Source organism: Crossiella sp. NPDC003009 (assembly GCF_053591555.1).
Window position 1 is genome coordinate 1 of record NZ_JBSFUA010000021.1, and the last position, 26,461, is coordinate 26,461.

Consider the following 26,461-nt stretch of genomic DNA (forward strand, 5'->3'; position numbering starts at 1 on the left):
CAGGGCAGCCCACTGCTCATCGGTCAGCTCATGACGACGCACCACGAACGTGATCAAAGCAGATCACACCAGCCGCTTTGAAAACGCCCCCTAGGGCCTGTCCTCAAAGGTGGTTCGTCTGACGTGCTTTGATCTTGTGTTGTGGTGCGCAGGCATGAGCTGACTGATGAACAGTGGCAGGCGTTGCAGCCGTTGTTGCCGGTGTCAGGCGCGAGGGGGCGTCCTCGTGTGGATGGCCGGCGTGTGATCAACGGAATGTTGTTCAAGGCCAAGACCGGGGTGTCGTGGCGTGATCTGCCCGAGCGGTACGGGCCGTGGAAGACGGTCTACAACCGGTTTTGGCGGTGGTCGCGCAACGGCACCCTGACCATGCTGGTGGCGAAGGTGCGGGTGATCGCGGAGGCGATCGACGAGCTGGACCGGAGGTCTCGGTCGACTCCAGCATCGTGCGCGCTCATCAGCACGCGGCCGGCGCCCGCCGCAGGCGTGGTCACACAGGGGGCGAGCGGGTCGTGTGGCGAGCAGACCGAACCAGATGATCATGCTATCGGCCGGTCACGCGGCGGTCCGTCCACCAAGATCCACCTGGCCTGCGACGGACACGGACGCCCGCTGACAACGGTGCTGACCGGCGGGAACACCAACGACTGCACCATGTTCGACACCGTGCTGGCCGGCGTGTGGTTCCCCCGGGCAGGGCCGGGACGGCCGGTCACGCGGCCGAGCAGGGTGATCGCGGACAATGGTTACTCCAGCCACGCCATCCGCGCTCATCTGCGCCGCCGCGGCATCCGGGCGAGCATCCAACCGGGCTCGCCGAGGCCGGGCGGGTGGCCGTCCACCCGCTTTCGATCCCGTGATCTACAAGCGCCGCAACGTCGTCGAACGCTGCTTCAACCGGCTCAAACAGTTCCGCGCGATCGCCACCCGCTACGACAAGACCGCACTGTCCTACCAGGCCATGATCGACCTGGCCACCCTCACCATCTGGCTTTGAGGACAGGCCCTAGGTCTGAATGCCATCGACTACCGGGGTGGTCCGCTGTCGTGCGCGTTCTGATCGGCTATCGACGCGGCGAGCATGACCACGGCGTCGTCGACCGCGCCGTCGGCGAGGTTGCCGTAACCCAGGACGAGGCAGTCGGCCGGTTCCCGGCGGTCCATTCGGTAGGTCCCCAGATCGACCAGCCGAAGCCCGCGCGCGGCCGCGGCCGTGACGACGTCGGCCGCGTCGATGCCGTCCCCGAGGTGAGCTACCAGGTGCAGGCCGGCGGCCGACCCGGTGACCTGACACGCCGGCAGCCGGGTGCGCAGCGCGTCGAGTAAGGCGGCCCGCCGGGCCCGGTAGCGCTGTCGCACCGACCGCAGGTGCCGGTCATAGCCACCGGTCCGGATCAGACGGGCGAACGCCAGTTGGTCCAGTACCGGCGGACCGGACCGGACGGTGCCGCTCGCCTGCAGCATCCGGCGCCACTGCGGCGGCGCGACCACCCAACCGATGCCGAGGGCCGGTGACAGCGTCTTGCTGACCGAACCGAGCAGCACCACTCGCTGCGGGCACATTCCCTGGACCGCGCCCAGCGGGCGGTGGTCGTAGCGGAACTCGGCGTCGTAATCGTCCTCCAGCACCACCCCGTCGATCCGCCGCACCCACTTCACGAGCGCGGCGCGCCGCTCAGCGGTGAGCGTGACGCCGGTCGGAAACTGGTGGGCTGGCGTGGTGAGCACCGCCCGGACCGTCGGATCGCGGTCCAACTCGGCCACCCGCAGGCCCTGCTCGTCCACCGGGACAGGCATGACGGTCAGCCCTGCTTCGCGCGCCACGTGGTGCAGCCGCGTCCAACCTGGATCCTCGACGGCCACGCGGGTGATCCCCGCCGCGTGCAAGGCCCGGAACAGGCGGGCGGCGCCGTCGGTGACGCCCGTGGAGATCACGATGTCGTCGGTGTCCGCCACGACGCCCCGTGAGCGGCGCAGGTGCTCGGTCAGGACCCGGCGAAGCTCGGGGTGTCCGCCCGGCGGGGGAAAACCCAGGTCGGGGAACGGCGCCCGCCGCGCCTGGTCGCGGACCGCCTCGCCCCACCGGGCGCGCGGGAAGGCCCGCAGGTCCGGCAGGCCCGGGGTCAGGTCGAATCGGGTCTGTGGTACTGACGGTCGGTCGGCGTCCGACGGTGCGGGCACTGTGTCAGGAGTCCAGCGCACCCTGGTGGCCGACCCGACCCGCGCGTCCAAATACCCCTCAGCGACCAGCTGCGCGTACGCCTGCGTGACGACCCAGCGGGAACAGCCCAGGTCGGCGGCCAGTGTTCGGCTCGGAGGCAGCGCACTGCCCGCGGGCAGCCGCCCGGAGCGGACCGCCACCCGCAGCGCGCGGGTCAGCCGCTCGTGCTTCGCACCCTCCCCTGGGAGGTCGAGCAGCGCGCTCCACGCGAGATTGGTTCGGGATTCCTCCATACGAATGGATCGTAATGCCGGGCCAATCGCCGTTAGCGTCATCCGCGATCACCACAGGAGGTCACATGGAACAGCGGACCTTGTCCGACGGCGGGTTGGGGCTCAGCGCGAGTGCGCTGTGCCTGGGCACCATGCACTTCGGCACGACGGTCGACGAACGGCGGGCGTTCGCCATCCTCGACCGGTTCACCGACGCCGGCGGCACGTTCATCGACACCGCCAACACCTACGCGTTCTGGGTGCCTGGCGGCACCGGCGCGGAGAGCGAGGAGCTCTTAGGCCGATGGCTGGCGTCCCGGCGGGCCAGGGACCGGGTCGTGCTGGCCACCAAGGTGGGCGCGCTGCCCGACCCGCTGGGCGCTACCTGGCCGCAGCACGCGGAAGGGCTGTCCCACAAGGTGGTCCGGGCCCAAGCCGAGGCCAGCATGCGCCGCCTGGGCGCCGACCACCTCGACGTCTACTTCGCCCACATCGAGGACCGTCGCACACCGTTGGAAGACACCGTGGCCACTTTCGCGTCGTTGGTGACCGACGGCCTGGTTAGGGTTACCGGGTGCAGCAACCACGCCGCCTGGCGCATCGCCAAGGCCCGTGAGATCGCCAGGACCGCGGGGCTGCCCGGCTTCACCTGTGTCCAGCAGCGCCACAGCTACCTGTGGCCGCGGCCGGACGCCAAGTTCGGTGCGAACCCGCACATCAGTGACGAGCTGCTCGACTACGCGCGCGAAGAGCCCGACCTGACAGTGCTCGGCTACTCGGTGCTGCTGTCCGGCGCGTACACCCGCTCCGACCGGCCCCTGCCCGAGCAGTACGACCACGAGGGCAGCAGGCGTCGGCTGGCGGTGCTGACTGACGTGGCGAAGGAGTTGGGCGCAACGCGGAACCAGGTGGTCCTTGCCTGGCTGCTGCGCGGCGAGCCTCCGGTGCTGCCGGTGCTCGGCGTCAGTTCGGTGAACCAGCTCGACGAGTGCCTCGGCGCCCTGGAGCTGGAGGTGGACGACGAGCTGCGGGACCGCCTCGACAACGCCTCATGACCTTGCGCGACCCCACCGTCCGGGCATTGACGAGGCAAGGCGATACAACTGCTGGGACTGGGGGGTCAGTGTGACGCAGGTGAGGGACGACGGGGCAGGCGGTTCGGTGGTGTGTGTGGTCACCGCCGAGGACGGTGCCCCGGGGCATGTCCCTCCTGTGGGGTGTTCGCCACCCGACTGAAGGGCTATCGCACCACCCGAGGCACCTGTCCTGCGGTGGGCGTCCCGTGCGCATCCGGTGGCGAAGGCGCAGGTACTGCACCGAACCTGCCCGGTCCAACCTGGCCGAACTGCTCGCGGCCAAGGGCGTGCCGGGCTTCGGCGTCGGCAGCTTCTCGGCCGCCATGCCCGGCGTCATCCTGGCCGTCACCCCCAAGAGCGAGACGTCGAGCGCCATGAGCTTCAACTACGTCGTCCGCAGCGTCGGGTACTCCCGGGCAGCGCCATCGGCGGCCTGATCCTCGCCGCGGGCACCTGCCCCGGCCACCTCTTCCCCGACGACAGCGCCTACACCACCGCGGCGCTGGTCGGCATCGGCGCCATGGCGGTCACGACGCTGACAAGCCTCCCCTCGCCCGCCGACGCTCACCCGAGACCAATCCGATCACAGCCCCATCCGGTTGATCGACGTCGTCCCCGTCGGCTCGCTGACCCACAGCGCGCCGGCGATGGATCTGAGTATGTTTCTGATGATCAATTCCGAACGCAGGAGGAACCGTGGCCAAGGGCTACTGGGTCAGCGTCTACCCCACCATCACAGACCCTGAGGGGCTTGATGTCTACAACGAACTGGCCGGTCTGGCCGTCAAGGCCGCAGGCGGGCGGGTGCTCGCCGGCATCGGCAGCCGGGTCGTCGCACACGAAGCCGGAATCGCCGAGCGCGTTGTCCTGATCGAGTTCGACAGCTTCGAACAGGCGGTCGCCGCATACGAGAGTGCGGCCTACCAGAAGGCGCTGGCCGAACTCCCCGACGGCTTCGAGCGCGACTTCCGCATCATCGAAGGCCTCGACTGACGATCGAGGCTGCGTCGGCGACGAACACCAAGCCGACTGCCGGGATCACCCCGACTCGTCAGCGCGCCGCACCGTCGCGAACAGCGCCAGGCCAGTGGTATCGGCAGTGATGTTCAGTCCGGCGACGGTTCCCGGCGGCGCGGCGGCACGGACGTTGGCCTCGATGTCGGCGGGGGTGCGTTCGACGAGGTTCCAGCGGCCGATGTGGGCCCCGTCAAGACCCTGACAGCGGATCGTGCCCACCCGGGCACGGTCAAGTTCGAAGACCCGTCATGTCCCGGGCGCCGTGGGTGATCACGGCTCACCTGCGTGTCGTGGCCGGTGCGTGCTGAGGTCGGTGACGCCGCTGCGGGCCGCGAGTTCGTTGGCGGGTCGGGTGTTGTCCACGGTGAGCCGCCGGATGTGTTCCTCGTAGAGTTCTACGTGCAGGCACAGTTGTTCGTTCTCCTGCCGCAGCTTGGTGTTCCGCTCGCGCAACTCCTGCGCAGCTGTTGGAGCTGACGGTGCTGCGGGGGTTCGGCTGGCGGCGGTCACGGCGCGGAACCGCTCGACGACGACTGGGTGGTTGCGGTAGAGCGTGGGCCGGGTGATCCCGGCGCGTTCGGCCAGGGCACTGATGCTGGCGCGGGCGGTCCCGGCGCGCGTCAGCGAGCAGGGTGTCGGCGATCTCCTGGATCTCGGCGTCGGTGGACGTGCCGCAGTTCATCAGGTGTCCTGCGGTGGGGCGGCGGGTTCCAGGAGGTCGCCGATCTGTTCGCGCCGTTGTCGCAGGCGTTCACGCACGTTGGGTGCCAGCGCATCCCCGGTGGTGAGCGCGACGCTGCGGCACGCCAGCGGCTGGCACTCGCCGAGCGAGGAACCTTGTTGGGTGCCGTTGTGGCACAGGGCCCGGTCGGGGTTGTGCACGCAGGTGACGTAGCGGCCGGGATAGACGTGCTGGTCGTGCCAGGCGACCAACGCGGCCAGCTGGCGGCGGTCGCGGGGCAGGGTACCTGGGAACCGGACGTGCCGACCGTACTCCCGAAGTCCGTGGGCGGTGCAGTAGTCGTTAATCCAGGTAATGAACCCGGCGATGTCGTCGTTCGAGGCGCGGCCACTAAGCCCTTCGTTGGTGTGCGGCTTGCCCTCTCGCTGCCCACGGTGGTGATGGCTGGTCGGCAGCGCCGCGAACAGCCACTCCTGCTCGGCGGGCTGCAGCTGTTCCAGGACCCGCACGGCCTGCGCGACCGGGGCACCGACGACCCAGGTGGCTTCCACGCCCAGCGGGGTGCCCTCGACCCTGAACGCCCTGCTGGTCACCTTGTACCGGGCCAGGCGTCCTTCGGTGTCGGCCTCGACGGTCAGACACCTGCGGCGCAGATGTTTCACCTCGCTGTCGCCCATGCCCGACAAGTAGGCGATCACGATGTAGCAGGCCGCGTTCAGCCGCTGTTCGTAGCGCGAGTAGGCGCGGTAGGACATGCGCTCCAGCCACTGGCGCCCGTCGACCTGCGCGGTCATCGGGCACCACAGGTAGGCGTCGTCGTCGATGCCGAGCTCGGCGATCGCCTGCTCGATGAGCACCCAGTTGCTGGCGCACTTCAACGAGTTGCGGGCGATGTCCACTTCGCGGGCCAGGTGGGAGATGCTCAGCCCGACCGGGCCACCCGGCAGCGGCCGGCCCGCCTCGCGGTAGCGCTCCAGCACCGCGATCAGGTGGGGTTGAGCGGTCTTGCTGCCCGCCGCGCGGTGTCCGTGCCGGCGCCGCCAGTGACAGGAGTAGAGGTGCGCCCATTCGGCGCGGGCGCCCAGGATGTCGCCGGCGAACTCCTGCACGTATCGCAGGGCCCAACCCAGCAGCGGACCGAGGACGGCCTCGGGAATGCGGCCGGTGGTGTTCTCGCCGGTTCCCTGGCTGACGCCTTCATCCCAGCGTTCCAGCGACGCCGGGTCGAAGCCGAGCCGGTCGCTGATCAACCGATCGCGGTAGACCCACAGACGGCGGACGGTCGCTCGCAGCCCAGCCCGCCAGGTGGCGGACACGCCAAGCCCAACCAGGTGCGTGCGATAGGCGTCCACCGTCTGCGGCCCCACCTCCGCCAGCGACGGGACGCCCTGATCGGCGGGCCATTCGAAGAAGATCTTCAACCGGGTGAACTCGACCCGGATCGTGACGATCCGCGGTCGACGCTGGCTCTCCGGGAGCTCGCCGGACAGCTGCGCGTAGAAGAGCTCCTCGGCCACCAACCGATACCGGCCGGGCAGAGTCGCGAAGTCCAGCTTCAGACTGCGTTGCCGTTTCTGCAGCACCGCCGGGGACAGATCCCACACGTCCTCGCCGAACCTCGCAGTCGAATCCAGGTCAACACCGTTTCGCAGCGGAGTCTGCGCGAAGATCAGGGCAACCGAGCTGACCGGCGTGTCGTCGGAGTGGCCGTGTGCCGTGGTCATGCGGTTTCCCTCGGTCCTTCCAGCAAGTCCAACGGCGTCGCGGCACGGCCATCGGCCCCTGACCGGGCTTGGTCCACTTCTGCGGGCGTGAACGTGGGCAGGATGTCCTCGGTGATCGACAGCCAGACCTGGCCGTATCGGCGCCACCATTCCTCGCGCCGGTTCCACTCCAGCGGTGCTCCAGCTCGGCGAGCAGGTCGAGCAGGCTCGGCAGATGTTCGGCGGTGACGATCGCGTTGCGGCAGGCAAAGCAGGCCAGGAACGAGGCCCGGCACACGCCCTCGTTGAACGGGCTGTTCCCGATGCCGGTGCACGAGGCGAACACCGTCGCCGTGGCGCGGCTGTCCGCATCAGCGTCCACCACCGGCACCGGTCCACCATTGCCCTCCAAGTTGTTGGTGGGCGGCTCGCGCGGCAGCTTCGGCGTTGGTCACCGCCTCGGCGACCACCTCCTCGGCCCAGTCACGAACCGTGGGATCGCCGGCGAGGTAGCTGGCGAACAGCAGGTCCTGGGTGCTGGTGCGCACCGCTGAGGGGAGATGCCCGCCGACGGCGCGGGTCGTGCGCCGCTCCACCGTGATCTTGAGCCGGTTCAACGTCAGCTCCACCAGCGCACCGTTCTCGGTCAGGCCGTGCCGCCGCGCCCACCGGCTCAGCGCCAGCCCCCGCGACAGGGTGGCGGCGAACGGGTCGGCGTGCCCTCGCCGACGAAGGCGTCCCGGACGCCGTCGTTGAGCCACACCGACCACGCCGTCGTCGAACTGCTGAACGCCCGCGACCGCTCGGTGAGTTCCAGCAACAATAGGTAGAACCCGCCCGGCGTGTGCAGTTGCCGACTGGGCGGCCCGATCTCCCAGACCACATCGCTGAACCAATGCCCGGCACCGCGGCGCCGCTTCACCGCCTGAACCTGCACCGCCTGATCCTCCAGCCGCCGGTGCTCAGCGGGCAACTCCTTGATGGTCTCGCCGTTGCGCCCCGACACCGCCACGCCGAGCACGATCAGTGGAGCAAGATCCACGCTCACCAGGAACAACCGGCTGGCGTAGGCCATCCGCGCCGGCGGATCTGGCGCCCCCGTCGGGAACCGAAAGCTCGGGACCTCGCCCGTCGCGGCCAGCTCCACCAACTCGGCCGCCTCACGACGCTGCTGAGCGCTGAGCCCGGCCTCCTCTGTCGAAGCCGCGGCCAACAAGCGTTCACCGGCCCGGATACGGTCCCGGATCCGGGCCACGTCCGAGCGGGCCGCCCGCACGATCTGCGCAAACACCTCGTCGCTGTAGCCCGGCACACCCGTGGCCGTAGTGCGGTTGACCATCAACTGCCCCGTGGTCAGCCAGGCTCGGGTCTCCGGCCTCATGCGCTCGGCGGGCACCTCCATCAACACGCGGCAGATCCGGCGCATCTCCGCCATCACCGCGACCTCGCTCATGGCAGCCAGCCGATCAAGCCGGAAGCGCCGCAGGTGCGCCTCCGTGATCTCGCCGATCGTCTCCGGTCGCCGCCCCAGCAGCCTGGCCAGGAACGCCGCGAACCGCCGCAGCGACTGCCACGCATTGTTCGCGCTGGTAAACGTGTGCAACGTGCCGGTGTACCCGGTCCGCACCGCGAACGCCGCCGCCAATTCCGCGCGCATGCCCGGCACCGGAAGTTCGCCGAAGTCGTAGCTGCGCCGACGATCATCCCGGCCCTCGAACTTGACCTCCAGGCCCTCGCCAGCCGACTTGACCGCGGCAGGGGCCTGATAGACACCCGCCGGCTGAGTCGATGTCCGACCGCGGCGCGTCGTGGCGCGGCGTGACCCGCCAACCCGCTCGGACGCACTCACGCAGTACGCTCGCTGAGCTCGGCGCCGCCGGTGGTGATCAGCTCGCTCTGCGCGTCCTCGGTCTCCAGTGCAAGGTCGGCCGCACGCAGCAGGCGTGGGTCTTCCCAGGCAGCGCCGACCAGGGCCACGCGTGTCTCCATCCCCAGTTCGGCCAAGGTGTGCAGGTAGATCTGGGTCGTTTCGACCGAGCGGTGCCCGAGCCGACGGCGGACCCAGTCCAGCGGGTCACCGAAGACCATGTGGTAGTTGCGGCGCTGCTCGGGGTTCATCGCGCCCAGCACGCTGAGGTGCCCGCGTTGCAGTTGTTCCAGGGGGGTCACGGCGAAGCTGTGCCGGAGCGCGTGCGGATGGCAGTAGATCACCAGCCCCGCCCGTCCGCATCGGTCGCTGGCGGCGCGGAACACCGACTTCCACGCGTGCGAGGTCAACGGCATCCCGTCCCCGCCCAGCCACAACGCCGCGGGTGCCAGCCCGTCAACCGTGCGGCGCAGTAGCCGGCTCCGCTGCTCGGGGTCGAGTCGGTCGACGGCCATCCAACGGCCGCCCAGTCGCACGGCGGCTCGTGTCGGATGCTCCACGACCAGGGCGTCGGCGAGACGGTCGTAGCGGCCGGCCGCGCGGGCCCGCGCGACCGCCTCGGCCCGGTCGACCTCAACGTAGGTCCGCAGATCCCGCAGCACGCTGTCAGGGAAGTAGATGTTGCGGGCCGAGCCGAGCTTCGCGATCGACGCGGGCAACCACGACCGGTAGTAGCCATGAAACCCGTCCCGGTCCGGTACTTCGTAGACCGTCAGGCTCGATTGCTCCTCCAGCCGGAGACCGGTTCGGACCATCGTGTCGGCGTAGACGGCGTTGCGCGCGACTCGTGCGCCGCGAAACGTTGGGTCCGGCAGGCCATCTGGGCCATAACCCCGCAGCCCCACATCCCGCCACGTCCGGTACATCCGCGGCGGCAACCACTCCACCCGATCCCGGCGCACATCCGGCCGCCGTTCCGCCGCCGTCTCCAACTCGCGCTGCGAACCCCGATTCTGCGGGTGCGAACGCGCCCGGCGCTGAACAATCGGGGAGTGCTCGACGTGTCCACTGTGGATAGCCCACCGGTAGAACCCGTTGATCGAGAACACCTCACGGTCCCAAGTGGACGCCGCCACCAACGGCCCCGACTCGTCACGGCACCGCCAGTACTCACAGAGACCGTCGCCGCGAGCCTTGTAAACGCTTCATGCCGCTCCGTTCCACAGTGGAGTCGGCGGCGACGTGGATCCGACCGCAGCGTGGGAGCGCTCGCACGACAAGGGCCGGCTCGCGGCGAGCGAGCCGGCCCTTCGGGAATCAGCCGGTTTCAGCCGCGCACTTCACGTCGCTCGGACGCTGTCCACCGAGCAGGTACTCGGTGACCTTGTCGTTGGCGCAGTTGTTCTTGCCGAGCAGGTAGGCGCCGTGCCCGCCCTGGTCGACGGTGATCATCGCGGCCCGGTCACCGAACGCGCGGCGCGTCGAGCGGGCGCCGACGAGCGGCGTGGCGACGTCACGTTCGTTCTGCACCATGAGGATGTTGCGCGGTCCGCGGTCGGACGGCAGCACCTGCTTCTCCAGCGGCTTCGGCCAGAACGCGCACGGGTAGATGTTCGCCCCTGCGGCACCGAACATCGGGTACCGGACGCGGTCCACGGCGACGTTGCGCTCGTAAGTGCTGACAGACGAAGGCCACTGGGAGTCGCCGCAGATCACGTGGAGGCGGCCGGAGATCAGGCTTTCCATGCGCGGGACCTCCGGTACTTCCTGGGGCGGCAGCGGCTGGTCGTTGTCGAGCGCCTTCCACTGCGCGGCCATCTTCGAGAACGCCGCGTCACCGGTGGCGAAGAGGCCGCCGAACACCAGCATCCGGAACTGCTGACCGGTGATGCCCTCGACGGACGGCTTCGCGTCCAGCCGGCCCGCGAGGTCGAAGTACTTGGCGCGCACCTCCTGCGACGTGGTGCCCAGCCCGTACTCGGGGTGTGCCGCCGCCCACTTCGCGAAGTCCGGGAACGTGTCCTCCACACCGGGGCCGTACATGCGGCCACCCTCGATGTCCCAGCCACCCTTGGGGAGGTTGCTGTCGAGCACGACGCGGTCGCTGGTCCTCGGGAACAGCGTGGCGTAGACCGAGCCCAGGTACGTGCCGTAGGAGTAGCCGAGGTACGAGGCCTTCTTCTCACCCAGTGCGGCGCGGATGCGGTCCAGGTCGCGGGCGATGTTCGCGGTCGTGTTGTACGGCAGTTCGTCGGCGGTCGACGACTTGAGGCACTGCTGTGCCATCGTCTTGACCTCCTCAGCCCGCTTGCGCACATCGGCCTGCGTCACGGCGTACGGCGGCACGCTGCCCGTAGACATCTGCGCATTGGTCAAGTTGCACGTGGCAGGCGAGCTGTAGCCGATGCCGCGCGGGTCAATGCCGATCACGTCGTACGCGTCCAGCACGCTCTGCGGCATTCCCATTGCCTTCAGGAAGAACGGGAACTTGAGGCCCTCGGCCGGCCCGCCGGGGTTGGTCAGCAGGATGCCCTTGCGCTTCTCAGGGCTCTTGCTGGCCAGCCGGCTGATCATGATCTCGGTCTGGCGGCCCTCCGGCTTGCGGTAGTCGAGCGGCACCTGGAGCTTTCCGCACTCCAGTCCGGAAACCGCCACGTCAGCGGGACACGCGACCCACTGCACCTGCTTCACGGGCGGTGCGGCGGACGCCACCCCCGGTACCGCCACCAGCGCTGCGGCGGCGGTCACCATCGTGGCCAGTGACAACGTTTTTCGCATTAGCAAATACCTCCCCGACGACGCGCCCCCTTCGGCGCGCCAAACCAATGAAATGTCAGCCGTTCATGCGGATCAGGACGTCGATCTGGGCCTTGTTGTAAAGCTCGGCCATGACCTTGACCATCGTCTGCACCGCGAACTTCTTGCCCCGCGGCGAATCGCCGTACATGCCGACGGCATCCGGGAACGCCGCACGCATCTCCTGCACGTACGGGAGCGCGCTCATGTGGTCGGCCAGGCGTTGGCGGGTCTCCTCGTCCGCGTCCGCGGGCAGGTTGTCGAACTCCACCATCGCGATGTCCTTCGAGTGGCTCCTCAACACCTCGTTGTAGGTGGCCAACGCCTCTGGTGAGAGCAACTGGGCGATCACGACGGTCGCCGCGCGGTCCTGCGGTGACAGGTTCGCCTCCGCGACCGTCGCCCCGATGTCGGGCGGCAGGTCGGTCGGCGCCTCCTGGCGCAGGATCAATGCCAGTTCGACGCGGATCCGTTGCAGCCGTTCGATCGTCGCGGCCAGTTCGGCGTCGAGTTCGCGCAACGCCTCGCCGGGATGTTCGTCCCCGTCACCGAGTTTCGCGATCTGCGTGAGCGACAGGCCGAGATCGGTGAGACGTTTGATCCTGAGCACCCGCACGAGATGGGTCACGCCGTAGCTCTTGTAGCCGTTGGAGCGGCGCTCGGGCTCGGCGAGCAGGCCCACGTCGTGGTAGTGCCGGATCGTGCGCAACGTCGTGCCGGCGAGATCAGCCAGCTGGCTGGTGCTCCACCCCACGACGTCTCCCTCCGTTCGGCCCTGACACGACCCAGTTGAAACTATGCCGCTGCGGCATGGTCAAGGCAGGCCGGATCTTTCAGACGAAGGTGTCGGGGAGAGTCCACTTTCGTCGCACGCAAAAGGCCCCGGTCAAGCCGACCGGGACCTTTTGTTGCGTTACAAGGACTTACCGGAACTGACCACCACGGGTGACAGCGCCGTAGGCGTCCACGATGCCGTGACCGTAGAAGCCGTTGAACTTCGAGTCACCCTCACAGGTGGCGTCGAATGCCGGCGTGCGGCCCACGTTGACGTATGAGACAGTGCGTGGGTTCGGGCAGGCGGGCTGGATCGCGGTTTTGTAGAGGACCTTCTCGACCTTGACCGGGCCGAGGCTGCGGCCGGGTTTCTTCTTGTATTTGCGGCCGTGCTCGCCGATGCCCAACGCAAGGTCCAGCCTGCACCATGCCCAAAAGAAGCGCGGTGAGTTAGCGCGCTAGAAGGTCCTGCGTAAGCGGAGGGGCCTGCACCCGCTCATCGGCATGAGCGTGCGTTCGGAGCTGCCAGATCCGGTGATGTCGTCTGCTTCTGGAAGTACTAAGTGCTCACCTGTGCCGTGATCGGCTGGTTCGAGGACTCCTTCTGTGTGAACGAAGGACGATGTGTTGCGCTGACCTGCGGAAATAGCGCTTCCGCAGGTCAGCGCGGAGCCGCTCAGATCCGTTGAAGCCCGTTTAGGGTCGTTCAGTTCGTAGTGTCGCTCCCAATCTGCTCCTTAGCGGTGCTCCCCACGGCCAACTCCGGGGATACGGCTACTCGTCGAACTTCATTGCCAGCGAGAATATCTGGAATCTCAGGAGGCCGGTTATGTGCTGCGGGCCGGTGTCCCTTCCGGGCCGACATGACACCGGGGGCTACTCCCGAACGTGTGGATACCCTGGTAGTTCAAGCTGGCTGTGTCCTGACCGAGAAAAGTGCTCCTGGACTGGGAAAACCCGCCGCACCCAAGGGCTCACGGCGACTTGGTGGCGGGCGGTGATCCGCTCGGCCCGCAGGATCGCAATCAAGACCAGGCTGACCATCGGGTCCAGCAGCCAGGCCGCCCACCACACCAGCGAGAATGCCAGGGCTCCAGCGGCTGCGAAGTCGTGGACATTGATCATGGTGAACAGCAGTCCGAGCACGATCCCGGTCCACAGCAGCGCATCGACCTGGTGCCGGATGCGCTCGACGGTTTCCACGACGATCGTGGGGTTGGGGTGGGGGTTCATCGGTGCTCACCACCCAGCTCGTCGGCGCGGTGGGTAAGCAGTTCATCCAGCCCGGCAGGCGGGACCAGCACGAGCCGACCGAGCGGCGGGTCGGCGGCCAGCAGGAGCCGGTCCCCGGCGATCAGGCCGCAAGCTCGGCGCACGGCGACCGGAAGCCAGAGATCGCCCTGGTTGCGGATCGCGAACTCCCCGGCCTCGTCCGCGGTGAGCACCAGCAGGTTGCGGGCGGTGCGCACGGCCAGCCGGGTTCCCGCTGACCAGCCGAGCGCGGTAAGGATGGCGCGGTCGAGGATGCGGCCGTTGCGGTCAATCGCCGACAGCCGGTACAGGGTGGTGGCGGTGCGGGCCGGTGGGCTGGCCACGGTGGCCAGCGGCAGCTTGCGACCGGCAGCGCCCTGGGTGCCCGGAGTCCGGGTGGGACGACCGGATCGTCCTGGAACGACGGTGGGCGGGATGAGCGGTGCGATGAGGGCGCCGGTCACGACAACCACCGCCACGAGTGGTGCTGTGGGGTGTCGCCGGAAGCTGCGGCGGTGTGTTCAAGCGTGCTTGAACACGACAACGTCAGATGTAGCAGGGACGCTACGTGGTGGTGTCCGAGGGCCGAGTTGAACCACCTTCCCAACCTGGTGTGCGCCACTGAACTGCGGCTTCTCTGAAATGCATCGTCACTGACTGGCGTGGACTCCAGAGAGCTAGCCCACCCCGCCTGGCTCAGCCCGTGTGCTGGTCACCCGCCCGGTGCCGCGCAGTTGGCGGCTGCTCCGACCGCGCACCTGGCCAGCCCACGCGGCCGGGCGGGCCGCGCTGTCGTCCGCGGTGCCGCAACGAAGGCGGGTCCACCTGACCCGCGAATGTGAACCCTGGTTCGCCGCGGCCGCCACCGCCGCGGCGCCGCAACGAAGGCGACTCGGTCTGAGCCGCGACGGGCGGAACATCGCCTCGTAGCCGCCGCTGCAGAACGGCGGGCCGCAACGACGGCGGCTCGGTGTGAGCCGCGCAGTGGCCTGTTCAGGAAGGTCATACGCCGGATGGCCGCCGCCGCGGACATCGGTTCCCCCGAGGGGCCGAAGCCGCGCAGGTCCACGTACAGCTGCCCGTCCGGGAACCGGTGGGCGTGCCGGTGCGCCCAGTGCAGCGCGAGGCAGGTCTTCCCGATTCCGCCCGCACCACCGATCGCGGAGATCACCACTGTCGACTGCGGACTCCCGTCGATCTGCGCGGCGCTCAGGACAGCGAGTTCGTGGCCGCGGCCGGTGAAGTGTTGCGGCGCGGCCGGCAGCTGACGCGGCACCGGGTGCGAACGGGCATGACCGGGATCCGCGGGCGGGGCGAGGACGGCATCGCTGGTGAGGATCTGCTCGTGCACCCGCCGCAACATCGGCCCCGGGTCGGCGCCCAGCTCCGCGGCGAGCAGCCGCCGGATCCGCTCGTACTCGCGCAGGGCGTCACCCTGGCGGCTGTCGCGGTACAGGGCGAGCATGAGCTGACTCGCGAGCCGCTCGTCCAGCGGATGTTCCGCGGTGAGCTCGGCCAGTCCGATGCTCAGCCCGTCGCACCGTCCACTGTGGAGCTGGATCTCGGCCAGGTCCAGCCGCGCGGTGAACCGTTGCCGCGCCAGCGTTTCCCGGACGCGCGCCGCCCATGCGCCGTCCAGACCGCCGAATGCCACTCCGGTCCACTGCGCCAGCGCTCGGGTGAGCAAGGTGGCGGTCTGCTGATCGTCCTGCGCGGCGCCGGCGTCGGCCATCAGCCCGCGGAACCGGTGCAGGTCCACGGTCTCGGGGTCCGCGGTCAGCAGGTAGCCACCGGATCGCTGCGTGATGGCGACCTCGTCGACCCCGGCCAGCACCGCACGCAGCCGGGACACATAGCTGTAGAGCGTGTCGCGGGGCCGCTCCGGCAGGTGTTCGCCCACACCCGATCAACCAGGGTGTCCTCGCGCCCCCACCCCTGTTGCGAGCCGTGGCCGGGCCCGCACGTCCGTCGCGTCGGATGCTAACCAGCCCGCAAGATCCGTACAGGCTCCACGCGAGCCCACACACCACCAGATAGGCCTGCAACTCACCGAGCGTGGCCCCGACTTATCCCGGCCTCCCGCAACATAGTCAGCTACTGCGCGGCCGTCGACTGCCCAGCGCCCACGGACAACGCCATCGTGACAGCGACCAGTCCGGCCTGGACAACTTCAGCGGCGAGCTGCGGCACGGCGCCGACTACCGAAATCCCGTGTTCCTACCGGGGAGGGCGCGTCATCGGACTGGAGTTCCAGCGAAAGTCCTGCGTCCGCCGGCCTTCGCTGCGTCGCCGCCGACGCGCGCTTCGGGTCGCCCGGCCCGCTTTGCCTCCGCCTCGGTGAGGAAGTCCAGCACCGGTCAGGGCCCGCCCGTGGTCGGCAAACCGACGCCACGCGGCAACCGCGCCCCGGTCTCCGTCCGATGGGACAGCAACCGGGTGATGGTGCGGCGGTTGGCCAGCATCGCCAGTCCGCTGGCCGCCACCACCGCGCCGATGACGAGGAAGTACGCCGGGTGGCCGAGGAGGTCGACCAGCCGGGCCAGCTGGCTGCCCAGTCCACCGCCGAGGGCGGCGAACAGCCACCACAGGCCGAGGGTCTGGGACAGGTAAGCCGGGGGCACCACATCCGCGGTAGCCGCGATGCCGACCGCGGCGATGATCAGTTCGCCGCAGGCGTGCAGGAGGTACACCGCCAGCAGCCACAGCACGGACACCTGACCGGGACCGGCGGCCGCGGTGGGCAGGGCCAGCAGCAGGAAGCTGCCGCCCGCGCACAGCAGGCCGAGGGCGAACTTCACCGGCAGGCCGCCGATGCGCGGCAGCAGCCAGGCCGCCGCCGGAGCCAGCAGGAGCACGAACAGCGGAGTCGCCGCGGGCAGCCAGCTCACCGGGACGGTGAACCCGAACAGCGTCCGGTCGGCGTGGTCCCGCGCGAACAGGGCGAGCACCGATCCGTCCTGAGCGGCGATCATCCAGAACAGCGCGGAACCGAGGAACACCCACAGGAAGGCTCGCAGCCGGACCCTGGCGTCCGGGGTGAGCGCGCGGCCCAGCCTGCGGTAGCCGATCACCGGGGCCACCAGGCTGGCCAGTCCCACCACCGCGATCGCGCCGGTCACGCCGAACGCGGCCCAGCCGGCGACGGGCAGGAGCAGGAACAGCGGGGAGAGCCAGAGCCGGCGCGGCAGCGCCGCCAGCGGCCTGCCGGGGCGATCGCCAAGCGGTCCGAGCCTGCGGGCGGCCACCACCAGCTGAACGACGCACACCGCCATCACGACGGCCGCGACCAGGAACCCCAGCCGCCAGCTGACCCGCTCGCCCAGGTAGCCGATGATCAGCGGAGCCAGCAGCGCGCTCGCCTGGATCGCGGTGTAGATCAGCGATATGCCCGCCTCCCGCCGGGCCCGGTCGCCGAACAACAGGTTGATCATCGCGAGGTGGTTCGGCTTGTACAGGCCGGTGCCCGCCGCGACCAGCAGCAGCCCGGCCGCGGCGCCCGCCGGGTCCGGCAGCGCCAGGCACAGGTAGCCGACGGTGATCACCACGCCGCCGAGCAGCACCGCTCGACGGGCGCCGAGCAGCCGGTCGGCCAGCCAGCCGCCGGGCAGGGACAGCATGAACATCAGGCCCATCCAGGCGCCGAACAACGTGGTGGCGTCGACCAGGTCCAGGCCGAGACCGCCCTGCCTGATCGGCGTGGCGGCGTAGAGCACCAGGATCGCCTGCATGCCGTAGAAGCCGAATCTCTCCCAGACGTCGGTGAAGTACAGCGTGACCAGCCAGCCCTTGGCGCCCGCCGCCTGCCGGGCGGGCGCGCTCATGAGGCGAGCCGCATCTCGGCGGTGGCGAACTCGCGCACCCCGCTCTGGAAGCCGACCTTCGGCTGCCAGTTCAGCTCCGCGCGCAACCGGTCCGGGGAAGCCACCACGTGGCGCACATCGCCTGCCCGGTACTCCCGCGTGACGATCGGCTCCGGCGTGCCCGCGGCCGCGGCGAGCGCGGTGGCCAGCTCGCCGATCGTGTGCGGCTCACCGCTGGCCACGTTGAACGCCCGCATGCCCGAGCCGTGCCAGCGCAGCGCCGCCACGTTGGCCGAGGCCACGTCGCTCACGTGCACGAAGTCGCGGGTGGACCCGCCGTCCTCGAACACCCTGGGCGCGCGGCCAGCCCGCACCGCGGAACGGAAGGTCGAGGCCACGCCGGAATACGGGCTGTCGCAGGGCATCCCCGGCCCGTACACGTTGTGGTACCGCAGCGCGACCGCCTGCCCGTCGGTTTCGGTGGACCAGGCGCCGACCAGGTGTTCCTGGGCGAGTTTGGTCACCGCGTACACGTTGCGCGGCGGGTCCAGCGGATCGTCCTCGCGCACCGCGCTCGCCAGCACGGCCAGACCGCACTTCGGGCAGAGTGGTTCGTAACGCCCGGCCTCCAGATCGGCTCTGCTGCGCCGGGCCGGCCGGATCCGGCCGTGTGCCGGACAGTCGTACCTGCTGTCGCCGTAGATCACCACCGAGCTGGCCAGGACCAGCCTGCGGACCCCGAGCCGGGTCATCACCGCCAGCAGGTTGGCCGTGCCGAGGTCGTTGCAGCCGACGTAACGCGGGCCGTCCAGGATTTCCTTGCCACGCCCCACCATCGCGGCGTGGTGGTTGACCAGCTCGATGCCGTCCAGCGCCCGCTCGACCGCGTCCGGGTCGCGCAGATCCCCGTGCACGAACTCCACGCCGTCGGGTAACGCCGGCGGCGCGCCGTGGACCAGCGCGTCCAGCACCCGGATCCCGTGCCCGTCGTCGACCAGCTGCCGCACAACCCGCGAGCCGATGAACCCCGCCCCACCGGTGACCAGTATCCGCATGGGCGCAGCCTGTCCCGGCGATGTCCAGAACCGTTCGAGGCCCGCTCGACCACCCGCTCCTACCGTCCCGGCACTCATCAGCCTGGGAGAGGACACGGACATGGGGCCTTCCGTCGCGGTCATCGGTGCGACCGGATTCATCGGCAGGCGGCTGATCGCCGCACTCGATCGCCGGGGCATCCCGGCGGCACGGTTCGACCGGACGACACCGGTCCTGCGCGCGGGCCGCGTGGCCGCGGAGATCCGCGAGGCCAGCGTGGTCTTCTACCTCGCGAGCACCATCAACCCGGCACTCGCCGTCCGCCATCCGGAACGCATCGAGCAGGACCACCAGCGGTTCGCCGCCTTGCTGCGCAGGCTGCCGGGCCAGCCGACCGTGGTGCTGAGCAGTTCCGGCGGGACCGTCTACGACCCGGATCTGCCCGCGCCCTACCACGAGACCACCCCAGCCCGGCCGGTCTCGGCCTACGGCATCGCCAAGATCAACCTTGAACGCGAGCTGCTGGCCAGTGCCGCGCGTCCGGTCATCCTGCGCATCGCCAACGTCTACGGCCCCGGCCAGCGCACCAGCACCCTGCAGGGGGTGGTCGGCCAGTGGCTGCTGGCCATCAGGGCAGGCGCCCCACTGCGGGTCTTCGGCGATCCGCGGGCCCGGCGGGACTACGTGTACGTCGATGACGTGGTCCGGGCCATGTTGCGGGTCTACGACCTGGTCGTGCTCGGCCTGGCCGCGCGGATCCCCCGGGTGCTCAACATCGGCTCTGGCCTGCCGGTCTCCCTCACCGACCTGGCCGCGGCAATCGGTCCGGCCACGCATTGCCCGGTCCGGCTCGCGCACGAGCCGGGCCGAGGCTTCGACCGGCACGACGTCTGGCTGGACTGCTCGCTGGCGGCGCACACGCTGGGTTGGCGGGTGACCACCTCCCTGGCCGACGGCCTGGCCAGAACCTGGCGGCTGGACCACGAGCCGCATCTCGTATAGTGTCGATTGCACTAATTGATTCGGAGTAGTGCATGAAGCATCAACTACGCGAGTTCGCGGGTCTCATCGCACTCAGCCTGCTGCTGGAAGGCCCCCGGCACCCCTACGAACTCCGGCGCATCTGCCAGGAACGGCAACAGCCGTGGTCGGGCAGCCTCTACCACGCGATCAACTGGCTCAGCCGGGCCGGATTCGTCGAACCGGTCGAGTCCCAGCGCGAAGGGCGCAGGCCGGAACGGACCGTCTACCGGATCACCCCGGAGGGCCAGGAGGAGTTCTTCGGCGCCCTGGGCGAACTGCTGACCAGCGAACCGACCGACTGCTCGGCCACCACGACGGCCGTCTCCCTGCTCGTCCACCTGCCGCCGGCGCAGGCCGCCCGGCTGCTCTCGGTGCGGGCGAGCCTGCTGGAGGGCAAGCTCGCCGGCCTGGACGCGCAGCTGCGGCTGGTCGCCGAGCACACCCATCGCGTGTGCGGCCTGGAACTTGAGCACCTGCGCGCGGTGTGGCGAGCCGAGCTGGACTGGCTGCGGTCCGTGCTGGCCAGCCTCGGCCGCGGCGAACTCGACTGGGACCCGGTCGCGGTGCGCGACGACCCCGAGGTGCTGCGGCACTCGCTCCGAAATCTGCACGTCGTGCCAACAGAGCGGAGTGGGTAGTGAACGACACTGTGCGCCGACTCGACCAGGTGACCAGGGCCGACGCCGGCCTGGTCGGCCAGAAGGCGGGCATGCTCGGCGAACTGCGCGCCGCGGGCTTCCCGGTGCCGGACGGGTTCGTGCTGACCGTGGCCGCGGACGAGGCGGGCCTGGACCGGATCCGCGAATCCGTGCGGGCCGCGCTGGCCGAACTCGGCGCGGACGGCGCCTACGCGGTGCGCTCCTCCGGCGTGGACGAGGACCTGGCCGGCGGATCCTTCGCCGGTCAGTACGAGAGCGTGCTCGACGTGCGCGGCCTGGACGAGGTGCTCGCGGCGGTGCGGGTCTGCTGGGACTCCGCCCGTTCGGACCGGGTGACCGCCTACCGGCGCGGCCGCGGCCTGGACGGCTCGGGGCGGATGGCCGTGCTGGTGCAGCGGATGGTGCCTGCCGACGCCGCCGGCGTGGCCTTCAGCGCCAACCCGGTCACCGGCGACCGGGCCGAGACGGTGGTCAGCGCGGTGCGCGGGCTCGGCGACCGGCTGGTGTCCGGCGCGGCCAGCGCGCAGGAGTGGGTGGTGCGGGAGGAACCGCGGCGCCGCTCCGACGGCGAGGAGGTGCTCACCCCGGCGCAAGCCGGTGCGGTCGCCGAACTGGCCCGCCGGGTCGAGCGGCATTGCGGCCTCGCGCAGGACATCGAGTGGGCGATCGCGGCCGGGCGGATCCTGCTGCTGCAGGCCCGGCCCATCACCGCGCTGCCCGAACAGCGGCCCGAGATCGAGGTGGCGGTGCCCGAGGGCTTCTGGCTCCGCGACCCCTACCTGCGCCGCCCGTGGACGCCGATGCAGCGCTCCCTGTTGCAGGAGGGGCTCAACCAGGTCAACTGGCGGCTGTTCGAGTACGGGCTGATGCACGGCTTCGAGTACCGCGACATCGGCGGCTGGTCCTACTTCCGGTTCGTGCCGCTCGGCGAGCGGACCGCGGACCGCATCCGGGACATCGTCACCGCGGTCGCCTGCGGGGAACCAGCCGAGGTGATCGAGCGCTGGCACACCGAATGGCAGCCGGACCTGGCGGCACGGGTCCGCGCCATGCGCGACCGCGAGCTGCCGCGGCTGACCGATGCCGCCCTCGCCGAGCACCTGCTGGCCGCGCGGGAGCTGTCCACCGAGTCCAACGAGGTGCACTTCCGGGTCGGCGGCGCCAGCTCGTTCATCTGGGGCACGCTGGGCGTCACCTGCGCGGAACTCCTCGGCTGGGACGCCTTCCAGGCGCTGCGACTGGTCGTCGGCATTCCGGGCAAGACCACTGAACCCGGGTTCCGGCTCGCCGGACTGGCCCGGCTGGCCGCGGCCAAGCCCGCCGTGCGCGAACTGCTGCCCACCGGTGAGGTGGACCGGATCCTGGCTGCCGACCGGGAGTTCGCCACGGCCTTCGCCGACTACCTGAGCGAGTACGGCAGCCGGACCATGGGGCAGGACATCACCAAGCCGACCCTGGCCGAGCAGCCGGAGCTGGTGCTGCGCCTGGTCGAGGGCCAGCTCACCGGCGAGCACGACCCGGAGGCGGAGCTGGCGGCACTGGCCGAGAACCGGGACCAGGCCTACGCGGAAGCTGTCGCCGGCCTGCCCGGCCCGGCCGCGGACCGGCTCGCCGAAGTGGTCCGGCTGGCCCGCCGGGCATATCCGGTGCGCGATGACAGCGCCTTCTACACCCACGTGATGCTGGCGGTACTGCGGCAGGGCGTGACCGAGCTGGGCCGCAGGCTCACCGCCCGCGGCCGGCTGGCGGATCCCGCGGACGCGTTCCTGCTGGAGCTGCCGGAGGCGCTGGCGGCGCTGCGGGACGGCACCGACCAGCGCAAGCTCGCCGAACGGCGCCGGGCCGAACATGCCTGGGCGAGCACCCATCCCGGCCCGCCGCACTACGGCGAGCCGCCCGCGCAACCGTCCGAACAGGACAGTGCGTCCTGGCTCGGCTCCCTGGAGGCGACGGCCCGGCAGACCATCGAGATCGTGCTGTGGGTGGGCCGGACGGCGAGTCCGGTCGCGCAGGCGCAGGCCACCGCGACCGGGCTGCGCGGGCTGGCCGCCTCGGGCGGTCAGTACACCGGGACCGCGCGGGTGATCCTGGACGAGACCGAGTTCCACAAGCTGCGGCCGGGAGACGTGCTGGTCTGCCCGGAGACCAACGCGCAGTGGTCCGTGCTCTTCGGCAGTGTCGGCGCACTGGTCACCGACACCGGAAGCATCCTGTCCCATCCGGCGATCATCGCCCGCGAATACCGGGTGCCCGCCGTGGTGGCCACCGGCAACGCCACCCAGCTGCTGCGGGACGGCCAGCTGGTCACTGTCGACGGCGACACGGGCGCCGTCGACTTCATCGAAAGCTGACAAGGAGTCAGAAGATGGCATTCAAGGGACCGGGACTCCGGACGTTGCTGCTGCGCCTGCTGGTGGATGTGGTGCTGCCCATCGTCCTGTTCATCGTGCTGCACCGGGCCTTCGACGTCCGGGACCTGTACGCGCTGCTCGCGGCGAGTGCGGTGCCGGCGCTCGCGTTCGCGGTGGAACTGTTGGTGCACCGCAGGATCGACGGCCTCGCGGTGTTCATGGTCTGCCTGTTCGGGGTGGGCATCGGCATGGCCCTGATCAGCGGCGACCCGCGGTTCGTGCTCGCCAGGGAGTCGGCGTTCACCGGCTTCGTCGGGCTCACCTTCATCGGCTCGATCTTCGTCCGGAAGCCGCTGATCCACCTGTTCGGCCGCAAGTTCGCCGAGGGCGGCGGCATTCCCGGGATGGACGCGGCCACCTGGGACAAGTACTTCGCCGAGTCGCCGCAGTTCCGGCGCGCGATGAACTTCATGACGATGGTGTGGGGCCTCGCGCTGGTGGTGGAGTCGGTGGTGCGGGTGATCGTGATCTACCTGATCCCGGTGACCGCCTCGGTGTTCGTCTCTCCCGCGCTGTACGTGCTCACCTTCGGTCTCCTGGTGCTGTGGACGCCGCGGTACGCGGGCCGGATCAGGGGGCGGATCAACGCGGCCTGAGTGGCGCGGTGCTGGCGCGGGTCAACGCATCCGCTCCAGCACCGGCACCACCTCGGCCGGTGTCGGCAAGGCCGCGTTCTCCCGCTGAAGCCGTTGCGCGGCAACGCTTCGCGTGGACAACGCGGCCACCGCCGCGGCCAGCCGGTCCAGATCAGCGCGCTCCAGCACGGTTCCCGCGCCGGTGGCCGCCAGCAGTTCCGCGTTGAACCGCTGGTCCGGCAGCTGCGGCACGACCAGCTGGGGCAGGCCACAGGTCACCGCCGCCATCATGGTGCCGAGCCCGCCCTGTCCCACCAGCGCGTCACAGCTGGGCAGCAACAGGTGCAGCGGCGCCGAGCGCACCACCCGCACATTGTCCGGGACCGGGCCGAGGTGCGCCATGTCGTCCTCGGACAGCGCGGCCACCACCTCGGCGGCCGTGTCGCCCAGTGCGCCGAGCACCTCGCCCGCCAGGTGCAGCTCCGCGTTCAGCCTGGTGGTGGAGGTGCCCCAGGTGACGCACACCCTCGGCCCGCGCCGCGGTTCCAGCAGCCAGGACGGCAACCGGCCCGCCCCGTTGTACGGCACGTGCCGCATCAGCTGCCGGTCCGGTTGACCGGCGCACTGCAGGCTCGGCGGACAGGGGTCGACGACCAGGCTGCCCTGTGCGTGCACCGCGCCGACGCCGAGCCGTTCCGCCAGCGGCGCCAGCAGATCGGGCTCCAGGTCCCTGGCCTGGTACATGAAGTCCGGCCCCCACCGGTGCCGCACACCCGGCACACCCAGCGCGGCCGCGACCAGTGGCCCGGCATAGGTGGTCGGCTCGTACACCACCAGGTCGGGCCGCCAGGACCGGCCGAAGGCGGCCAGCTCGTCCACCATGGCCTCGGCGACCGTGACGAACATGGCCAGCCCGCGGAAACTGCCGCCCTGCCCGCCACCGCGCATGCGTTGCCGGACCATGCCTACCAGGTCCACGTCGGCGCCGACCGAGACACCGGGCAGGCCAGAGGCCCTGATCACCGGCTGCAGGCCGGGTGTGCTCGCGATCCGCACCTCGTGGCCGGCGGCCCGGCAGGCCCAGGCCAGCGGCACCATCGGATAGTAGTGCGAGGGCCAGGCCCAGGTGGTGAAGAGGATCCGCATGGTCACACCGCCTCGAACTCGGACTGGTAGGCCGCCACCACCGGCGACCGGCGAGCTGGGTCGAGGCCGAGCGCCACCGGGTCGTACCGCATCCGGCCATGCCGATCGCGCGGGTGGTCACGCAGGTATTCGCGCACCGCGGCGCTGACCGCCGGGTCCTCCGGCAGGCCCGCCGCGGCATGGATCCGGGTCACCACGCCGAGCGGATCGCGCACCAGGTCGGCGAAGCGCACGTGCACGCGGCGCTCCACCGGAAACACGGCCTGGTCGGCGAGCAAGCGCGCCAGCAGGTGGTCGACCCGGTCCGTCCAGTAGCCGGCCACGGCCGGCACGTCCACCTCCCGCAGGGTCAGCCTCGCCGTGTACGTGGCCATGGTGACCAGCGAGGCGATGGCGAGACCGGGATCGCGGTGGGTGAAGACCACCACCGCGTCCGGGAAGGCCGCGTGCAGGGCGGGCAGCTGCTCCAGGTGCTGCGGCGCCTTGAGCACCCAGCGCCCGTCGCCGCGCAGCCAGCTCAGCGCCTGGAGCACGACCCGCAGGTGGGCGTAAGCCGGTGTCTGGTCCGTGCCGAGGTACCAGTCCCGGTAGCCCGGCAACGGCAGCTGGCACTCGAAGTAGGTCGAGGAGAAGTCGATGGCCAGCAGCCGGACCTCCTCCTCCGCGCCGTGCGCGGTCCACTGGTGCATGCGCTTGAGGTGCGGCAGGGCCAGGTCCAGGAACTCCAGCGCCCGCTCGGCCCTGGCCTGCCGCGCCCCCGGCCGCTCCGCCGGATCGGGCACCGGCTCCACGGCTTCCCAGTAGGGCAGGGAACGGCTGCCGGGAACAGCCGCGAGCAGGCGGTGCAGATGGGTGGTCCCGGTCCTGGGCAGCCCGGCGATGACGATCGGCCGGTCCACCGGCTCCTCGGCGATCTCAGGATGGCGGCGCAGCAGCTCCTGGAGCAGCAACCGGTCCCGCAGCAGTTGCACCAGGCCGTCGGCCTGGCCGACTGCGCCGGCCTGGCTGAGCGCGGCCTCGGTGCGCAGCGAGGTGCACAGGACCTCCAGCGGCTCCCGGAACCGCGGATCGCCGAAGTCGGACAGGCCGGTCCGGTCGCATGCCTCGGTGAGCAGCGCGTCCGGGCGCAGCGGTGGTCCGCCCGCGGCCACCACCTGCCGGAGCATCGGCGCGATCCGCGGGTTGGGGCGAGGGTTGGCCAGATCCTCGATCTGGAACGGGTTCATCGGACTGCGGCCTCCTCAGTCGCACGGGACAACGGAGGCGGAAGAGTGGCGGCGAGTGCGGCAAGCGTGACATGGCGATCCATGCGGGCAAAGGCCGGTCGAGCGATCCTCCAGCCGGTCTCGAAGGTCCGGTGTGACTGTCGGCTCCGGCGGAAGCACGAGGGACTGGCGAGGTGTCACATGATCGGCCGCAAACTGCTCCCAGAGCACCATCAGGACTGGAACAAGCGGTGGCACGCACCGTTCGGGGACGCACCGGGCTCGATGTCGGTCACGCAGCGCCTGGCCGCCGCGGACCGGGCCGAGTTCGGCCCGTTCGCCTTCCAGTGGAACAGCGTCAGCCGCGTGCTGGAGTACCCCTGGGCCTACCACGCGGCCGCGCTCGAACCGGGCATGCGGGTGCTGGAGGTCGGGGGTGGCCTGAGCGGTCTGCAGTACGTGCTGGCCATGGAGGGCTGTGCGGTCACCAACGTCGACCCGTCCGCGAAGGCCGCCGGGGACGACTGGGGCATGATGCCCTTTCCCGGCTACGCCTGGACTCTCACCCCCGGCAACCACGAGCTGCTCAACCGGACCTTCGGCACCGACGTGCGGCTGGTCGCCGACCGGATCCAGGACGCGGATCTGCCCAAGGGCGGCTTCGACCGGGTGCTGTGCTTGTCCGTGCTCGAACACCTCGACCCGGACGAGGGCCGATCCATGGTGCGGCGGATCGCCGAGCTGCTGGCGCCCGGCGGCCGTTGCCTGCTCACGATCGACCTCTTCCTGGACGTGCGCCCCTTCGGCGTGCTGGACCGCAACGTCTGGGGTGCCAACGTGGACGTGCGCAGGCTGGTCAGGGGCCTCGAACTGGTGGAAGGGGACCCGCGCGAGCTGTTCGGTTTTCCCGAGTTCGACCAGGAGCGGGTGGTGGACCTGCTGCCCGAGCTGTTTCGCGGCAACTACCCGGCCCTGTCGCAGACCCTGGTGCTGCGGAAGTGGCGCTGA

General features: G+C 70.2%; 25 protein-coding genes and 2 pseudogenes. 10 read left to right on the top strand and 17 right to left on the bottom strand.

Going from position 1 to position 26,461, the window contains the following annotated elements; all coding sequences use genetic code 11:
* Nucleotides 1–201 precede the first annotated feature (201 nt).
* Nucleotides 202–765 (top strand): annotated as a pseudogene (locus tag ACWDY5_RS22170) (IS5 family transposase); the annotation flags it as partial.
* Between the two features lie 91 nt (nt 766–856).
* Nucleotides 857–997, top strand: a complete 141-nt coding sequence (locus ACWDY5_RS22175; RefSeq protein WP_449724069.1) for a transposase — start codon at nt 857–859, stop codon at nt 995–997.
* A gap of 29 nt (nt 998–1,026) precedes the next feature.
* On the opposite strand, the gene pdxR is transcribed toward ACWDY5_RS22175, so the two are convergent.
* Nucleotides 1,027–2,454, bottom strand: a complete 1,428-nt coding sequence (pdxR, locus tag ACWDY5_RS22180; protein WP_449724070.1) for a MocR-like pyridoxine biosynthesis transcription factor PdxR — start codon at nt 2,452–2,454, stop codon at nt 1,027–1,029.
* Nucleotides 2,455–2,519: 65 nt separating this feature from the next.
* Between pdxR and ACWDY5_RS22185 the strand changes: the two genes are divergently transcribed.
* From ACWDY5_RS22185 to ACWDY5_RS22195, 3 genes are all read left to right on the top strand, one after another.
* A complete protein-coding gene (locus tag ACWDY5_RS22185) occupies nt 2,520–3,488 on the top strand; it encodes an aldo/keto reductase (RefSeq protein ID WP_449724071.1) in 969 nt (322 codons plus the stop codon).
* 227 nt (nt 3,489–3,715) lie between these two features.
* Entirely contained in the window at nt 3,716–3,946 is a 231-nt protein-coding gene (locus ACWDY5_RS22190; RefSeq protein WP_449724072.1) for a hypothetical protein, read from the top strand.
* Nucleotides 3,947–4,205: 259 nt separating this feature from the next.
* Nucleotides 4,206–4,502 carry a DUF1330 domain-containing protein gene (locus tag ACWDY5_RS22195; RefSeq protein WP_030243046.1) on the top strand — a complete coding sequence of 99 codons (297 nt, stop codon included), beginning with the start codon at nt 4,206–4,208 and terminating at the stop codon, nt 4,500–4,502.
* A 45-nt stretch (nt 4,503–4,547) separates the two neighbouring features.
* Here ACWDY5_RS22195 and ACWDY5_RS22200 read toward each other — a convergent pair whose 3' ends face one another.
* From ACWDY5_RS22200 to ACWDY5_RS22265, 14 genes and pseudogenes are all read right to left on the bottom strand, one after another.
* Nucleotides 4,548–4,745 carry a hypothetical protein gene (locus ACWDY5_RS22200; protein WP_449724073.1) on the bottom strand — a complete coding sequence of 66 codons (198 nt, stop codon included), beginning with the start codon at nt 4,743–4,745 and terminating at the stop codon, nt 4,548–4,550.
* Between the two features lie 51 nt (nt 4,746–4,796).
* Nucleotides 4,797–4,979 carry a hypothetical protein gene (locus tag ACWDY5_RS22205; protein WP_449724074.1) on the bottom strand — a complete coding sequence of 61 codons (183 nt, stop codon included), beginning with the start codon at nt 4,977–4,979 and terminating at the stop codon, nt 4,797–4,799.
* Between the two features lie 228 nt (nt 4,980–5,207).
* The gene (locus ACWDY5_RS22210) at nt 5,208–6,932 is read right to left on the bottom strand and encodes a hypothetical protein (protein ID WP_449724075.1); all 1,725 of its coding nucleotides are present in this window, start codon (nt 6,930–6,932) and stop codon (nt 5,208–5,210) included.
* A 350-nt stretch (nt 6,933–7,282) separates the two neighbouring features.
* Nucleotides 7,283–7,540, bottom strand: a complete 258-nt coding sequence (locus ACWDY5_RS22215) for a hypothetical protein (protein WP_449724076.1) — start codon at nt 7,538–7,540, stop codon at nt 7,283–7,285.
* A gap of 44 nt (nt 7,541–7,584) precedes the next feature.
* Complete coding sequence (locus tag ACWDY5_RS22220) at nt 7,585–8,760, bottom strand: hypothetical protein (RefSeq protein ID WP_449724077.1); 1,176 nt, start codon at nt 8,758–8,760, stop codon at nt 7,585–7,587.
* Nucleotides 8,757–9,887, bottom strand: a complete 1,131-nt coding sequence (locus ACWDY5_RS22225; RefSeq protein WP_449724078.1) for a hypothetical protein — start codon at nt 9,885–9,887, stop codon at nt 8,757–8,759. Before ACWDY5_RS22225 ends, ACWDY5_RS22220 begins: the two co-directional genes overlap by 4 nt.
* A 208-nt stretch (nt 9,888–10,095) precedes the next feature.
* Entirely contained in the window at nt 10,096–11,556 is a 1,461-nt protein-coding gene (locus ACWDY5_RS22230; protein WP_449724079.1) for an alpha/beta hydrolase, read from the bottom strand.
* A gap of 55 nt (nt 11,557–11,611) precedes the next feature.
* Nucleotides 11,612–12,328 carry a helix-turn-helix domain-containing protein gene (locus ACWDY5_RS22235; RefSeq protein ID WP_449724080.1) on the bottom strand — a complete coding sequence of 239 codons (717 nt, stop codon included), beginning with the start codon at nt 12,326–12,328 and terminating at the stop codon, nt 11,612–11,614.
* A gap of 169 nt (nt 12,329–12,497) precedes the next feature.
* Nucleotides 12,498–12,755: a hypothetical protein gene (locus ACWDY5_RS22240; protein WP_449724081.1), complete on the bottom strand. Its 258-nt coding sequence runs from the start codon at nt 12,753–12,755 to the stop codon at nt 12,498–12,500.
* A 550-nt stretch (nt 12,756–13,305) separates the two neighbouring features.
* A pseudogene (locus ACWDY5_RS22245) lies at nt 13,306–13,545 on the bottom strand (hypothetical protein); the annotation flags it as partial.
* 32 nt (nt 13,546–13,577) lie between these two features.
* Entirely contained in the window at nt 13,578–14,063 is a 486-nt protein-coding gene (locus tag ACWDY5_RS22250) for an AbrB/MazE/SpoVT family DNA-binding domain-containing protein (protein WP_449724082.1), read from the bottom strand.
* A 248-nt stretch (nt 14,064–14,311) separates the two neighbouring features.
* Nucleotides 14,312–15,499, bottom strand: coding sequence for an AfsR/SARP family transcriptional regulator (locus ACWDY5_RS22255; RefSeq protein WP_449724083.1), 1,188 nt, complete (start codon nt 15,497–15,499; stop codon nt 14,312–14,314).
* Nucleotides 15,500–15,956: 457 nt separating this feature from the next.
* Nucleotides 15,957–17,420, bottom strand: coding sequence for a peptide MFS transporter (locus tag ACWDY5_RS22260; RefSeq protein WP_449724084.1), 1,464 nt, complete (start codon nt 17,418–17,420; stop codon nt 15,957–15,959).
* Nucleotides 17,417–18,454, bottom strand: coding sequence for an NAD-dependent epimerase/dehydratase family protein (locus ACWDY5_RS22265; RefSeq protein WP_449724085.1), 1,038 nt, complete (start codon nt 18,452–18,454; stop codon nt 17,417–17,419). The genes ACWDY5_RS22260 and ACWDY5_RS22265 overlap by 4 nt, the downstream gene beginning before the upstream one ends.
* Before the next feature lie 100 nt (nt 18,455–18,554).
* Between ACWDY5_RS22265 and ACWDY5_RS22270 the strand changes: the two genes are divergently transcribed.
* The 4 genes from ACWDY5_RS22270 to ACWDY5_RS22285 are packed head-to-tail and all read left to right on the top strand — an operon-like array spanning nt 18,555 to nt 23,123.
* Nucleotides 18,555–19,436, top strand: coding sequence for an NAD-dependent epimerase/dehydratase family protein (locus ACWDY5_RS22270; protein WP_449724086.1), 882 nt, complete (start codon nt 18,555–18,557; stop codon nt 19,434–19,436).
* 32 nt (nt 19,437–19,468) lie between these two features.
* A complete protein-coding gene (locus tag ACWDY5_RS22275) occupies nt 19,469–20,095 on the top strand; it encodes a PadR family transcriptional regulator (RefSeq protein ID WP_449724087.1) in 627 nt (208 codons plus the stop codon).
* The gene (locus ACWDY5_RS22280) at nt 20,095–22,467 is read left to right on the top strand and encodes a PEP/pyruvate-binding domain-containing protein (protein WP_449724088.1); all 2,373 of its coding nucleotides are present in this window, start codon (nt 20,095–20,097) and stop codon (nt 22,465–22,467) included. The genes ACWDY5_RS22275 and ACWDY5_RS22280 overlap by 1 nt, the downstream gene beginning before the upstream one ends.
* A 14-nt stretch (nt 22,468–22,481) precedes the next feature.
* Nucleotides 22,482–23,123, top strand: a complete 642-nt coding sequence (locus ACWDY5_RS22285; protein WP_449724089.1) for a VC0807 family protein — start codon at nt 22,482–22,484, stop codon at nt 23,121–23,123.
* Between the two features lie 21 nt (nt 23,124–23,144).
* On the opposite strand, the gene ACWDY5_RS22290 is transcribed toward ACWDY5_RS22285, so the two are convergent.
* Both ACWDY5_RS22290 and ACWDY5_RS22295 read right to left on the bottom strand, forming a co-directional pair.
* Nucleotides 23,145–24,248 (bottom strand): nucleotide disphospho-sugar-binding domain-containing protein, encoded by a 1,104-nt coding sequence (locus tag ACWDY5_RS22290; RefSeq protein ID WP_449724090.1) that lies wholly within the window; start codon nt 24,246–24,248, stop codon nt 23,145–23,147.
* Between the two features lie 2 nt (nt 24,249–24,250).
* Complete coding sequence (locus ACWDY5_RS22295; RefSeq protein ID WP_449724091.1) at nt 24,251–25,474, bottom strand: sulfotransferase family protein; 1,224 nt, start codon at nt 25,472–25,474, stop codon at nt 24,251–24,253.
* Between the two features lie 180 nt (nt 25,475–25,654).
* On the opposite strand from ACWDY5_RS22295, the gene ACWDY5_RS22300 reads away from it, so the two are divergent.
* Nucleotides 25,655–26,461, top strand: a complete 807-nt coding sequence (locus ACWDY5_RS22300) for a class I SAM-dependent methyltransferase (protein ID WP_449724092.1) — start codon at nt 25,655–25,657, stop codon at nt 26,459–26,461.

Bases quoted from the DNA above. Each gene is read 5' to 3' on its own strand.
- ACWDY5_RS22285 (WP_449724089.1), top strand. From the start codon at position 22,482: ATGGCATTCAAGGGACCGGGACTCCGGACGTTGCTGCTGCGCCTGCTG.
- pdxR (WP_449724070.1), bottom strand. From the start codon at position 2,454: ATGGAGGAATCCCGAACCAATCTCGCGTGGAGCGCGCTGCTCGACCTC.
- ACWDY5_RS22185 (WP_449724071.1), top strand. From the start codon at position 2,520: ATGGAACAGCGGACCTTGTCCGACGGCGGGTTGGGGCTCAGCGCGAGT.
- ACWDY5_RS22300 (WP_449724092.1), top strand. From the start codon at position 25,655: ATGATCGGCCGCAAACTGCTCCCAGAGCACCATCAGGACTGGAACAAG.
- ACWDY5_RS22230 (WP_449724079.1), bottom strand. From the start codon at position 11,556: ATGCGAAAAACGTTGTCACTGGCCACGATGGTGACCGCCGCCGCAGCG.
- ACWDY5_RS22270 (WP_449724086.1), top strand. From the start codon at position 18,555: ATGGGGCCTTCCGTCGCGGTCATCGGTGCGACCGGATTCATCGGCAGG.
- ACWDY5_RS22265 (WP_449724085.1), bottom strand. From the start codon at position 18,454: ATGCGGATACTGGTCACCGGTGGGGCGGGGTTCATCGGCTCGCGGGTT.
- ACWDY5_RS22295 (WP_449724091.1), bottom strand. From the start codon at position 25,474: ATGAACCCGTTCCAGATCGAGGATCTGGCCAACCCTCGCCCCAACCCG.
- ACWDY5_RS22290 (WP_449724090.1), bottom strand. From the start codon at position 24,248: ATGCGGATCCTCTTCACCACCTGGGCCTGGCCCTCGCACTACTATCCG.
- ACWDY5_RS22275 (WP_449724087.1), top strand. From the start codon at position 19,469: ATGAAGCATCAACTACGCGAGTTCGCGGGTCTCATCGCACTCAGCCTG.
- ACWDY5_RS22260 (WP_449724084.1), bottom strand. From the start codon at position 17,420: ATGAGCGCGCCCGCCCGGCAGGCGGCGGGCGCCAAGGGCTGGCTGGTC.
- ACWDY5_RS22210 (WP_449724075.1), bottom strand. From the start codon at position 6,932: ATGACCACGGCACACGGCCACTCCGACGACACGCCGGTCAGCTCGGTT.